We start from the raw sequence: 12,807 nt of genomic DNA on the forward strand, positions 1-12,807 counted from the left end.
ATTACTTTAAATCCTTTATTTTCACTGCCGGATTTCCGGCGTATATACCTGGCTTCGTAATGCTCTTAGTGACCACTGCACCAGCTCCAATTACAACGTCATCGCAAATTTGAACTGGCAAGATAGTTGCGTTGCTGCCAATTGAAACTTGATTTCCAATTTTAGTACTCTTCCAAAGTGATTTTTTACCGCGAGCCGGTCCACCTTCTGAAAAGCTATCATTTATAAACATTACGCCATGTCCAATAAAACAATCCTTTCCAATAGTTACTAACTCACAGATAAATGTGTGGGACTGGACACGAGTCCTGTTGCCAATTTCTACATCTTTTTGAATCTCGACAAACGGCCCTATAAAAACCTCATCATGAATTTTACAACCATAAAGATTAACAGGCTCAACAATAGTAACGTTTTCGCCGAAATCCACATCATCCCGTACCGTAATACCTTTTATATTAGGTTGCTTCATTTCTTTGCCCTAATCGACAATACTCTGGCTTGAAATGTAAAAAAACTTCTTTCTTGGTCTCAATTGATTCGTAAATGGCATTAATGAGCTCCAAACTTCTACGCCCTTGCAATCCATCGACGAGATGCTTTGTGTTGTTCAGAATTGAGTCAATTACGTGCTCATAATATGCGTGGTGACCAAAACCATAAACATTAGGTGGGTTAACGGAATATTTTTTCATTACGTCTTTATCCCCTTTCTGCTCGTTTGTAAAGTTCCAAACTTTCATTTGATTTACTGCGAATCCACCAATTTCGACCGTTCCAGTTTCTCCTAAAATTGATAACGAGCCTTCTAAGTCTTTTGGCCGAACGGCTGTAGTCGCTTCGATAATGCCCAAAGCACCGTTCTTGAAGCGAACATTCACAATTGCGGTATCTTCAGCTTCAATATTTACAAGTGCAGTTGCACTCATTGCTTGTACACTTTCTACTTCACCCATCATCCATTCTAACAGATCAATATGATGGCTAGCTTGGTTAGTTAACACCCCTCCATCTAAGGCCCACGTTCCTCGCCATGGATCTTGATCATAATATGCTTGGGGGCGACACCAACGAACACGAACTGTGCCTAAAACCAGTTTTCCAAATCGCCCCGCTTCAACAGCCTCTCGTAATTTCATTACAGGAACGTTAAAACGATTCTGCTTAACCACAAATAGCTTGACTCCAGCCTCATCACACGCCTTAATCATCTTGTCTGCGTCTTCTAGAGTTAATGCCATTGGTTTTTCAACTACAATATGTTTTCTATATTTCGTTATGTGTATTACATGCTCAGGGTGGTGACCACTCTCGGTGAGCACAGTCACAACATCTATATCAACACTGTTCATCATTTCATCAAGGTCAGAGAAATATGGAACATCGAATTGCTCACCTATTCTTTGAGCTTTTTCAAGAACAATATCACAAACAGCTACTAGCTTTGCATCTTTAAGCTGTTGGTTTCCCAGAAGTTCAGAATGTCTTTTTGCAATTCGCCCGCAACCTAACAAAGCAAATTTCAGCATAATTAGTCCTTTGAATAAATTAATTTTATCATTGTATAAAAGGCTATCTATCTTTGTAGTATTTTCCTACTGCACTTCGGATTAAAACCACAAACAACGCCAAAATACCGCCCAATACTGCTCCTAAAATAACCATGACCGCCCGCCTTGGCTTCGCCTTTTGTTCAGGCACAACAGCGGGGTCAATCACTCGAAATACATACTCGGGCCGCACATTTGCCAGCATTATGGTCTGGGTTTGTTGCTCTAGCAACGAAGCATAAACTTGTTGTGTATTCGCTAGACGGGTATTATCCATTTCACGTTCTATAAATGCTATGCTACTTTGCGCTTCGTCGACATCGCGGCGGCGCATTTCGTTGTTAATATCTTCGATTATCCAGTCGACCCATTGTTTCGCAATAACTGGCGACTTATGCTCTATACTGACTGTGACTAAACCAGTACTTCCATCCGTAGCTACACGCAGTATATTTCTAAACTCTTGCACATATTCCCAGCTAGAAGGTTCAGCTTGCCTTGGTGGATTTACTTCACGCAACCAAGTTTGTGTTGCGGAATCATAAACATCAGCAGAATACGTTACTTGCCCTGAGTTAGGGTTCCAGCTATCGACTGCCATTAAATCTGGTAATATTTCACGACGCTCTACGAAATCGGTCAAGAATACTCTGGATTTCATTATTTCTTGTGCCAGTTGCGAATTATCTACCTGACCTCGCGGCAAATTAATTCCTGCAATTGAAGCTAAACCACCTAGCTGACCGCCAAATGCACCAAAGTTTACTTGACTTTCCTTTGTGGGGGCGAGTTTTGCTTCCGCTTGGTAAATATTCGGCTGGCTTAAAGCATACAGCATAGAGCCTATCGCAAATGCTGCGGTAATTCCCATGATTAACCACTTCCCCGCCCAAATGGTTTGCATAACCTCGAGTAAGTCTATTTCTTCATCAGCTGTATTTTGTCTTACCGTTGTCTGTGCTATTTGCTGTTTTTCATGTTGGTTAGTCTTCATTGTAATTCCTACTACATATGCAAAAAAACACCTCGTTTCCGTTACGGAAACTCCCGGATCTTTCATTGCTATTTAGTGTTATTTTGATTGAGTTAAACATAGCTACTAACCTATTAATTCATCCCAATAAATAAGATTATTTCCACTATGAATAGTATTCAATTCACAATTTAACTTAATCACTATTAAACAAATCACGGGTATAAACCTTTTCCCCAACATCGTTTAGCTCTGCCGAAAAACGATTTGAAACAATGATATCACTTATTTGTTTAAACTCAGAAAAATCACTAATCACCCTGCTGTTATAAAAGTTTTTTTCTTTTAATGCGGGCTCATATACCACAACTTCAATACCTTTTGCTTTAATACGTTTCATTACGCCTTGTATTGCTGAAGCCCGGAAGTTATCTGAGCCGGTTTTCATCACTAACCTATATACCCCAACGACTTTCGGGTTTTTACAAATAATCTCATCGGCAATGAAATCTTTCCGGGTACGGTTTGCGTCAACGATAGCTTGTACGAGGTTCTGCGGCACATCATCATAATTTGCAAGGAGCTGTTTTGTGTCTTTTGGCAAACAGTACCCACCAAAACCAAAACTTGGGTTATTGTAATGATTGCCAATTCGCGGATCTAAACACACTCCCTCAATTATTTGCCGTGTGTCTAGACCGTGTACTGCCGCATATGTATCGAGCTCATTAAAATAAGCCACACGCATTGCGAGGTAGGTGTTTGCAAAGAGCTTTATTGCTTCGGCTTCTGTACTGTCAATAAATAAGCGCGGTACATCTTTTTTAATCGCACCCTCAGCGAGAAGCTCTGCAAAAAGCTCAGCACGCTTAGAGCGCTCTCCGACAATAATGCGACTTGGATAGAGATTATCGTATAGTGCTTTGCCTTCCCGCAGAAATTCGGGTGAAAAGATAATATTGTCGCAAGCAAACTTTTCTCGTAACTCTTGAGTGTAACCTACTGGAATGGTGCTTTTGATTACCATTACAGCAGCTGGATTAACCTCTAGTACGATTGCGATTACTTTCTCTACCGAGCTTGTATCAAAATAATTGGTTCTTGGATCGTAATCTGTCGGCGTAGCAATAATTACGAACTCCGCAACTCTATAAGCTTCATTTGCATCCGTTGTTGCTTTCAAGTAAAGCGGTTTTGTGCGCATAAACCGCTCAATTTCATCGTCTTTAATCGGAGATTGCTTGTTGTTGATGAGATTCACTTTCTCTTCAACAATATCCACAGCGGTAACGTGATTATGTTGTGCCAGAAGCACTGCGTTGGATAAGCCTACGTAGCCGGTTCCGGCGACTGCGATTTTTCTCATTTTTAGAGAGATTCCTTTGTTGTTTCTATGCCAACGCAATGCGTTGGGTACATATCCCAGACACGCTACCGCCCTTAGGTTCAGGGCCCTAAATCCCGGGGGAGCTTGTGTTGTGGCCAACGCGATGCGTTGGGTACGATTCTTGTTCCATTGCCAACGCGGTGCGTTGGTTAGGTTGTAATCAACTTATCTTCTTCGATCTCAAGCTGTTGTTGTTTGCCCAGCATATCCAACAACACAATGCAGCGCTCATCACCTTTCGGCATGTGATACACCGCCTGCAACCCGGCAAATGCACCGGCTATTATTTCCACACGGCTCCCGGCCGCAAAGAGGGAAGAAACCGCGTTATTGTCGGCTTGTTCTGCGCTTTGCTCAAAATGTTCAATAATGCTCTCAGGCACGGTGGCAATATGGTTGCCAAAACGCACAATGGTGCGCACCCCGCGTGTACTACGCAGGGCGTTAATATTTAGTTGTTCGGGTTCAGACTGGATAAAGATGTAGTTCGGGAATAGCGCTTCGCGAACCAGCTTACGTTTGCCGGCAATGCGTTTTTGATGGGTAAACATAGGGCACAGGGTGCGAAAACCCTGTTGTTCCAAATTTGCTTTCGCGCGCTCTTCCTGGCGTGCTTTGCAGTGGAGTACGTACCATGCCGGCATATTCCGATACATCCTTAAATATCGTTGTGTACAGCGTAAAGCGCTTTATCTTATTGGTTTTCCGTGGTTTCTCTTGGGCCTGGATCTCTGGCATTCCTATGGCGTATCTACATCGCCCCACAGCGCCTTTGAATATATTATTATTATCTTACTCGGAATCCCGTTGATTGTACGTGATTTCAGCCTATGGGAAAAGCCCCAAACGCTCACGCACGCGCCTAGAATATAACGCTTGAATGATGGTGATTATTCCGTCTACCATTAACTTCATCTTTGTATTCCAGATATTGCTCATCACGATGTACGGAACAAAAAGGACTTTTACACTCATGAACGACACGCACCGCCATAGTGAAGCACACTTAACCGACTCGTCTTTTCGCACGGAGCTTGATGGTTTAGTGTACGACTGGAGCTATCAGTTCCTTACCCACCAACAAATTTCTGGCTATGCGCAGGCCAAGCTTCCTGCTGATTTTAACGAACAGCGAGAGCAATTGCTTAATGGCCGTTATTTGAATGCGTCTGAAGGGCGTGAGGTATCCCATGTGCTCAGCCGGGGCAAGTACTCGGTGGTACGCGAGGGGGATAAATCCAAGTTTGCCCAGATGGTGCGTAAGTTGCGTTCCGGGAAATGGCTCGGTGCCACGGGCAAGCCGATTACCGACATTGTAAATATCGGTGTGGGCGGCTCTGATTTAGGGCCGCTGATGGCATCGTTTGCCTTGCGTGAATTTGCCACCGACATTCATGAGCATCATGTGGATACGCATTTTGTGTCGTCAATGGACGGCGGCCAGCTGTATGCGGTGCTGCCCATTTGTGATCCTGAAACTACCTTGTTTATTGTGTCGTCGAAGAGTTTTGGCACCATCGACACCTTTGCCAACGTGGATACCGCCCGCGAGTGGATGTTGGAAACCTTTGAACCCTTGGGGTTAAGCGCCAGTGATTGGCTGGAGCATCATATTATTGGGGTGTCGGCGAACGCGAAAAAAATGGACGACTATGGGATTCCTGCGCCGAACCAATTGGTGTTTCCTGAAACTATCGGCGGGCGCTTTTCCTTGTGGTCGGCGATTGGGCTATCCATTGCCACCACCTGTGGCGTGCAGGTGTTTGAGCAAATGCTCGAAGGCGCGCACTTAATGGACGCGCATTTCGCCTCGGCGCCGGTGGAAGCGAATATTCCAATGCTGATGGCGCTGATTGGGGTATATAACCGCGAAGAGCGCGACATTAACAACCTGGCGATTTTGCCTTACGACGGTCGTTTTCGGATGTTGCCTTCCTATTTGCAACAACTGGATATGGAATCGAACGGCAAGCAGTATACCTATGATAACCAGCCGATTGATTACCCTACCGGACCTATCGTATGGGGTGGTTTTGGGCCGAATGGGCAACATGCGTTTTTCCAGCATTTGCATCAGGGCCACGACCAATTCACGGCAGATTTTGTGCTGGTGTTGCACCGTACCGACAAGCGTTTTTCTGCTCGGGTACAAGCGGCGTTGGCGGAGCAACAGCGCTTGGCGGTAGCGAATTGCTTGGCCCATCGTCGGTTAATGGCCTTTGGCTCAGCTTCCGACAACCCTTCCGAGAACTATCCGGGCGGGCACCCTACTTCACTGTTGGCCTTGCGCGAACTCACCCCGGCGAGTTTCGGTGCCATTATTGCCGCTTACGAACATAAAATTTTCGTGCAAGGGCTAATTTGGGGCCTAAACTCTTTCGATCAGCCTGGCGTGGAGAAAGGCAAAGAAGTGGCGCTAGACACCTTCCGCGCCCTGCACGGCGAAGACCTCTCCTTCGACCCCTCCACCGACGCCATCATTAAGATGGTTTAAACGTACCCAACGCACCGCGTTGGCCTTCCCGCAATCCCCGTACCCAACGCACCGCGTTGGCCATGCTTGCCCCCGTACCCAACGCACCGCGTTGGCCATGTTTACCCCCGTACCCAACGCACCGCGTTGGCCATGTTTACCCCCGTACCCAACGCACCGCGTTGGCTACAATTGAAACTGCACTACACCTTTCTTTCGCAATCGCTGAAAATTGGTTAAGCAAAGTAAAGTGATGTTATAATCACTTCAACCATAGGAGGTTTATATGTCCATCATTCGTGCACAAGCTGCTGCCCAAAAGGCACTTGAACTCGCATGGGATAAAAAGTTTCCTGTAGACCCTGCAGCAATTGCAAGTAGGTTGCGCATGAAAGCAGCAAATGGTGACGAGCATCATCCAATTCAGCTTATCCCCGCAAGTCGCGAAGCATTGCAAGGCGCGAGCGGAAGTGCTGAGTTCGATGAAAAAACTGGCTTTGTTTGCAAATTTAACGAGAGTGAATATCCCGCTCGCGCCCGCTTCACACAAGCCCACGAGTTAGGTCATGTGTTGCTACAACATGTTGACGAATCAACTCGTATGCTTCGGGACGACCGTTTTGAGAATTCAAACCCTCAAGAAACGGAAGCAAATGCCTTCGCTGCTGAACTGTTAATGCCAAGTAAGTACATGCCTGCACTGCTACGACAAGCTTCTTCCGTTTCTTCACTGGCGGATACTTTGGGCGTATCAATTACTGCTCTGAGCTATCGTTTAAGAAACTTAGGACTTCTATAAATTAGAATTTGCCAAGGAGGCACTCATGTCAACGAACGACTCTCCCTCTATTCCAGAACCTGATGATATTGCCGGCTCCGTCGAAGAAAATGATGAAGATAAAAAGCGCGCTATGATGGCAACACTTCCGTTCTTTGCCCAATCCCCTGATTAGCGTGGCAATCGTGGCCCAAGCACCGCGTTGGCCTTCCTTGCGAATCCCCGTACCCCACGCACCGCGTTGACCTTCCCGAGAACAATCGTACCCAACGCACCGCGTTGGCCCTCCCGAGAATAGTCGTATCCAAAGAGAAAGGGCCGAACATGACTGTTCGGCCCTTGGGCCCCCATAGCCCCCAAAAGGCGAAATTCGCCTTGAAGATCTATTTCAAACTAAATGCTTTTCCCATAACGGTGAACCAATCCTCTGCATCCTGAACCTGCACTGTATTGCCGTTCACGCCGGTAATTTCTGCATACTGCGCTTCAGGGTTTGCTTTTAAGGCTAGTGCCGCCGTTTCAATCACCCGAAAAACTGACGCTGTTCGTGGCAGGGTAATCTCGTTTAATTTCTGCTGACTACCCCAGAAAGACAGCTGATATTCACGTAAATCAGAAGCTTGCGTGGTCATAGTTACGAATCCATCTGGTGATGCCGGTGTGTTGCGTCCGCTTGCGGAAAGCACGCCTGAAGAACAACAAACCCCACGTATATCTAATGTGATTGCAAATTTCGAGAATAGTTCTGATTTTGTCGTGCAATCTGCCAGCCCCGTGTTTATTTCCGTGTTTGTGCGCCCCCCTTACACCCCTACCACATCAGACTTTCAACACTTACGCCCCAGGGGTGAAACTCATGTTTTCGGCCACCTCCAACAATTGTGCCCCAGGGGTGAAACTCGGTTTTCCCTCCATCTCCGAGAGCAGCACAACTCCCCGCCCCCCTTACCACAGCTGACTTTCAACACTTACGCCCCAGGGGCGAAACTCATGTTTTCGGCCACCTCCAACAATTGTGCCCCTGGGGTGAAACTTATGTTTTCACCGCAAAAAAACTTTTCATTTTTTACGTTGTGCGGTAAACATTTGTATATAAAACAAACACAAGGAAGCTTTTCATGGACGTTCAAATCATTCACCACGGTGCCCGCACGGGTGTAACTGGGTCTTGTCATGAGTTGTGGTTTAACCCGCAGCAGTCGGTGTTAGTGGATATCGGTTTGTTTCAAGGCGCGGAAACCTCGCCGGGTTCCGCCACGCAAGACAACCAAGCCATTGATTTTCCAATTGAACATGTCGAGGCCTTAGTGGTTACTCATTGTCATATCGACCACGTGGGTCGCCTGCCCTGGCTGCTGATTGCCGGCTTTCGAAAACCCATTTATTGCACCCGCGCCACCGCGCACTTGCTGCCTTTAGTGATTGAGGATGCGCTAAAAGTGGGTATGACCCGTAACGGTGCCTTGATTGCTCAAGTCACGGCACTGATTCGTGAGTTGCTGGTGCCAGTGGATTACCAAGAATGGGTGTCGGTGCATGATGATTTGCAGATTCGTTTTCATCAGGCGGGGCATATTTTGGGCTCTGCGTTTGTGGAATGTGAGGTGGGCCCGAGTGGCAAACGCGTAGTGTTTTCCGGGGATATAGGCTGCAAAAACTCGCCACTGTTACCGGATCCATGCCCGTTGCCTGTTGGCACGGATTACTTGGTACTGGAAAGTACTTACGGCGACCGCAACCATGAGAATCGCGTGGAACGGGCGTCGCGCTTGAAGGCGATTGTCGAGCATTGCGTAAGCGACCGCGGTGCGATTTTGATTCCGGCTTTTAGTATTGGCCGCACCCAAGAGCTGTTGTATGAGCTTGAAGACATCATTTTTCAGGAGCGTAACAACCCTGATTCGCCGCACCGCGGTGTCTGGGAGAAGATGGTGGTGATTGTCGATTCGCCGATGGCGGCGGAATTTACTAAGCAATATCGGGCCATGAAAGATTTATGGGATTGCGAGGCCACCCAGCGTCTGGAGGAGCAGCGCCACCCGCTGAATTTCTCGCGTTTGCATACGGTAAACAGCCACGACGAGCATGTGCGCATTGTGAATTATCTGCGCAGCACTGCGGATCCCTGCATTGTGATTGCCGCGAGCGGCATGTGTACGGGCGGACGCATGGTGAATTATCTACGGGCTCTTTTGCCGGATCCGCGCACCGATGTGGTATTTGTTGGCTTTCAGGCGGAAGGCACGCCGGGGCGCGATATTCAGCGCTGGGGCCCACGCGGCGGCTATGTTGATCTTGAGGGCGAGCGCATTTATATCCGTGCTGAAATTCATACCTTGGGCGGCTATTCTGCACACGCGGATCAACAAGAGTTGATGGAGTTTGTCGGCGATTTGGCCAGCGGCACGGCTTATGTGAGTGAAGTGCGTTTAGTGCACGGCGATGCGCACGTGCAACGCCAGTTCCGCGATGTGCTCCGCGAACGCTTTCCCGCCCTTGAGGTTTCCTGCGCGACGGATACTTAGCTTCGCGGGTGATGGTACCCAACGCACCGCGTTGGCCGGAGCTTGAAGGGATAATCGTACCCAACGCAGGCCAACGCGGTGCGTTGGCTACGACTTGGCGCTCATAGCATTATAAATTGCATCGTAAAGTTGCGTTCGACGTATTGGTTTTGCTAGGTGTAAGCTGATACCACAATCTTTTGTACGTGCTAGATCGAGCTCTGTTGCCGCAGCCGACAGGGCAATAATTAATGTGTGTGGCTTACTTGCTGCAATTCGCTTACTCGCATCAAACCCATCTAGAATTGGCATCTGCAAGTCCATCAAGATCAGGTCGTAATCATCCTTCAGCGCACAATCGACAACCTCTTGACCATTTGCTGCAAACGTTAGTTTACATCCAGCAGGCGTTAATAAATATTGCAGCAAATCGCGGTTAAACTTTACATCTTCGGCAATTAATATTGACTTACCTGTGAGATCTGGAATACCCGCACTTACCATTTTGGTATCGTTTTTATTGTTAGGCTGAGGTGGTGATACATTTTTAAATGATAGGTTCGTGTAGAACTTCGAACCTCGACCCAATTCGGATTCGACATGAATTGCACCTCCGAACGCATTTGCGATGCGTTGGCTGATCGCTAGCCCGAGTCCAGTTCCGCCGTAGCGTCTGCTGGTTGGCTCATCCGCTTGCTCAAAAGGCTCAAACAAACGTGTTAGGAACTCTGCATCCATACCAATACCTGTGTCTTCAACGGAAATCAGGTAATCAGCATGCCTTTTATGAATCGCCGTACAAATAATGGTGACACCAACCGAACCTGTATAGGTGAACTTCAACGCATTGTTGATTAGATTCATTAAAATTTGGGTAAACCGGAGTTCATCGGCGCTTACCCACTCTCGGCCCTTTAGATCCACGACAAAATCTAACTCAATTCCTCGAGATATTGCTTTCTCTTTGAAAACGCTTTTCAACTTATCTGCGATTTTCTTTATCGAGAAAACACTGCACTCTAAATTTATTTTTCCTGCCTCAATCTTTGAAAAATCGAGAAGGTCATTCACGATTCCCAATAGAATATTCGACGCGTAATGAATTGTTTCGACAAACACACGCTGCTGATTACTTAGCTTTGTTTCTTCTAAAAGCTCGCTGTAACCTATAACTGCATTGAGTGGCGTTCGAATTTCGTGGCTCATATTAGCCAAAAACTGCGATTTCGCCTGATTTGCCTTTTCTGCGCGCTCACGTTCCACATGAATTTTTGCAATTCCCTGCTCGCGTGCATGAATATTCACCAACATTTCCGCATATAGCCAGAGCAGGTTTCGCTCATTGTCGGTATATCTGTGATGTGTTCGGACGCTATCAAAACCTACAAAACCGATAAGTTCCTGATTATTTCGCATTGGAATGGTAATAATGCTTTTAACGCCTTGCGGCTCAAGGAGACCTCTTACACCAGAGTCGAGCGGCAGTGCATACACGTCGGGGATGTACATTTCGTTACCGTTCTTATGGGCATCTAACCATTCCGGTATGTGTTCGATGTCGACATTTTGCAGGTTATCGATTTCTGCAGTAATTCCCTCTGCACACCACTCATGCGTATTTGACGTTGTCAGTAAATCAAGGTCGTAACGAAAGATGTAGGCTCGATCAGCCCCAACGAAGATTGCCATCTCCCGCAGAGAGCGTTGAATCGCTTCATCTGCTCGATCAATTGGCAAATTAAGGTATTCTCGAGCAATCTTAATTAAAAGATTATCGGTGGTGTTTGGCAAGCTATTCATCGGACTTCATCAACCTTGTGGGAGCGTCAGTCAGTGAATGAGCATCATCATTGATGATGGCTCAAAAAAACGACTCTTGGGTCATTAGAGAAATCTTCAAGAGCTGAAATATGCAAAAGCCCCAACTTATGGGAACGCGACGTACGCAAGGAAACATGAATCTCACGGTTCCGCCAATATAGAACCATTTTTTCAGTCTGCTCACGCGAAAGTGGGCCCGAAAAATATTTTCCGGCGAGAACTTCATATCCATTCGCACGCATACAAAGCAGCATTTGTTCTGATTCGACACCGAAAATAAGTACTTGTTTGCCAAGATTGTGCGCACTATCGTAAAAATTATGAAAGTATTTGCTCATCGGCTGGCTGGTAATGGCTTCTTTAACCATATCTTCATTAATTTTGAGCAACGTAAATTCTTTCTGTAACAAAAAGTCGATGCGGGTTGGAAACGCTTTTGTATGGACCCCACAAAAACGAATGCCAAGTTCAATAGCTTCGCGCATTACATCAATTTGTTCAGAGAACATCCGACTGGACGATCTTTCGATGATGCAAATAACCAATTGGGAGAGGTCAAAATTCAATGCGTTCGCTTGCTTTTGCATATCTCGAACAATAGCCGGACTCGAGAAAGAATCTAAGTTTGCTGTTATGAGAAGCGTTAGTTTTGGCTCCATACTCAAAACGCTAGAACCTGCAAATTCCCGCATCGCTAACCTTATACAATGCTGATCAATAACCCCTGATAGCCCATGTCGTTCTGCTGTACTTAAAACACATTCCAGCTCTTGCTCAGAGAAGTTCAGCGATTTGGCATCTATGCCACAATGCAATGCGTACAGAGAGGTGGCCGCTTGAGAAACACGCACAACAGGCTCAAAGAATAGAGAAACGGAATCCTCTTCAATGGCTTCGAAAAGTACTGCCATATTAGCGACAGGCGTTACCATGACTCTAGCTCCATTAGCATGTTTGACGCGGTTGCGTGAACTTTCAGAATTGTACTTCTTAATCGTTGCAACTGACTCGCTGAAATATCCTGCATACTGTGCTCGAGCTCGGCGAACTCTTGCTCTAAGCTATTTGCCGTTATGCTGTCTGCATCTAAATGCAAGGTTCCCGCGGCAGACTTAAGCAGGTGCGCGATTCGTTTTACTTCGGTAATGCTGATTTTATTATGGTGATCTATAAGCAGTTCTGTGCGCGATGCATATTCTGAGGTTTCTGTTTTCACAGTGAGTAAGAAATCACTAACGAAATCTGAGTCGTTCTCAAAATCAGCAACTAGTGCACACAGAACTCTATGGATTTCTTTGTTCTTGGTACCAGTCATTACCTA

At 46.4% G+C, this 12,807-nt stretch carries 13 protein-coding genes; 4 read left to right on the top strand and 9 right to left on the bottom strand.

Features of this window, described 5'->3' with window-relative positions; all coding sequences use genetic code 11:
- Position 1: 1 nt before the first annotated feature.
- From FM042_RS05030 to rfaH, 5 genes are all read right to left on the bottom strand, one after another.
- Positions 2–472 carry an acyltransferase gene (locus FM042_RS05030; protein WP_143234935.1) on the bottom strand — a complete coding sequence of 157 codons (471 nt, stop codon included), beginning with the start codon at positions 470–472 and terminating at the stop codon, positions 2–4.
- Positions 459–1,529 carry a Gfo/Idh/MocA family protein gene (locus tag FM042_RS05035; protein ID WP_143234937.1) on the bottom strand — a complete coding sequence of 357 codons (1,071 nt, stop codon included), beginning with the start codon at positions 1,527–1,529 and terminating at the stop codon, positions 459–461. Before FM042_RS05035 ends, FM042_RS05030 begins: the two co-directional genes overlap by 14 nt.
- Positions 1,530–1,572: 43 nt before the next feature.
- Positions 1,573–2,544 (bottom strand): Wzz/FepE/Etk N-terminal domain-containing protein, encoded by a 972-nt coding sequence (locus FM042_RS05040; protein ID WP_143234939.1) that lies wholly within the window; start codon positions 2,542–2,544, stop codon positions 1,573–1,575.
- Between the two features lie 175 nt (positions 2,545–2,719).
- The gene (locus FM042_RS05045; RefSeq protein ID WP_143234941.1) at positions 2,720–3,889 is read right to left on the bottom strand and encodes a nucleotide sugar dehydrogenase; all 1,170 of its coding nucleotides are present in this window, start codon (positions 3,887–3,889) and stop codon (positions 2,720–2,722) included.
- 170 nt (positions 3,890–4,059) lie between these two features.
- A complete protein-coding gene (gene rfaH / locus FM042_RS05050) occupies positions 4,060–4,554 on the bottom strand; it encodes a transcription/translation regulatory transformer protein RfaH (protein ID WP_185960707.1) in 495 nt (164 codons plus the stop codon).
- 329 nt (positions 4,555–4,883) lie between these two features.
- On the opposite strand from rfaH, the gene pgi reads away from it, so the two are divergent.
- The 3 genes from pgi (at position 4,884) to FM042_RS11980 (ending at position 7,336) form a co-directional block, all read left to right on the top strand.
- Positions 4,884–6,404 (top strand): glucose-6-phosphate isomerase, encoded by a 1,521-nt coding sequence (pgi, locus tag FM042_RS05055; RefSeq protein ID WP_143234946.1) that lies wholly within the window; start codon positions 4,884–4,886, stop codon positions 6,402–6,404.
- A 265-nt stretch (positions 6,405–6,669) separates the two neighbouring features.
- On the top strand, positions 6,670–7,182 hold the full coding sequence (locus tag FM042_RS05060; RefSeq protein ID WP_143234948.1) for an ImmA/IrrE family metallo-endopeptidase: 513 nt from the start codon (positions 6,670–6,672) through the stop codon (positions 7,180–7,182).
- Between the two features lie 25 nt (positions 7,183–7,207).
- Positions 7,208–7,336, top strand: a complete 129-nt coding sequence (locus tag FM042_RS11980) for a hypothetical protein (protein ID WP_269902487.1) — start codon at positions 7,208–7,210, stop codon at positions 7,334–7,336.
- Positions 7,337–7,544: 208 nt separating this feature from the next.
- Here FM042_RS11980 and FM042_RS05065 read toward each other — a convergent pair whose 3' ends face one another.
- Positions 7,545–7,793, bottom strand: coding sequence for a hypothetical protein (locus FM042_RS05065; RefSeq protein ID WP_143234950.1), 249 nt, complete (start codon positions 7,791–7,793; stop codon positions 7,545–7,547).
- Between the two features lie 486 nt (positions 7,794–8,279).
- Here FM042_RS05065 and FM042_RS05070 point away from each other — a divergent pair, with 486 nt between their 5' ends.
- A complete protein-coding gene (locus FM042_RS05070) occupies positions 8,280–9,686 on the top strand; it encodes an MBL fold metallo-hydrolase (RefSeq protein ID WP_143234952.1) in 1,407 nt (468 codons plus the stop codon).
- Positions 9,687–9,773: 87 nt separating this feature from the next.
- Here FM042_RS05070 and FM042_RS05075 read toward each other — a convergent pair whose 3' ends face one another.
- Genes FM042_RS05075 through FM042_RS05085 form a run of 3 tightly spaced genes read right to left on the bottom strand, consistent with a single transcriptional unit; the run spans position 9,774 to position 12,801 of the window.
- Positions 9,774–11,465, bottom strand: a complete 1,692-nt coding sequence (locus FM042_RS05075) for a GAF domain-containing hybrid sensor histidine kinase/response regulator (protein WP_143234954.1) — start codon at positions 11,463–11,465, stop codon at positions 9,774–9,776.
- A 47-nt stretch (positions 11,466–11,512) separates the two neighbouring features.
- Positions 11,513–12,418: an EAL domain-containing protein gene (locus FM042_RS05080; RefSeq protein WP_143234956.1), complete on the bottom strand. Its 906-nt coding sequence runs from the start codon at positions 12,416–12,418 to the stop codon at positions 11,513–11,515.
- Entirely contained in the window at positions 12,412–12,801 is a 390-nt protein-coding gene (locus tag FM042_RS05085; RefSeq protein ID WP_143234959.1) for an Hpt domain-containing protein, read from the bottom strand. The genes FM042_RS05080 and FM042_RS05085 overlap by 7 nt, the downstream gene beginning before the upstream one ends.
- Positions 12,802–12,807: the final 6 nt, after the last annotated feature.

This window comes from Aliidiomarina halalkaliphila, from assembly GCF_007096385.1.
Classification (GTDB): Bacteria; Pseudomonadota; Gammaproteobacteria; order Enterobacterales; family Alteromonadaceae; genus Aliidiomarina; species Aliidiomarina halalkaliphila.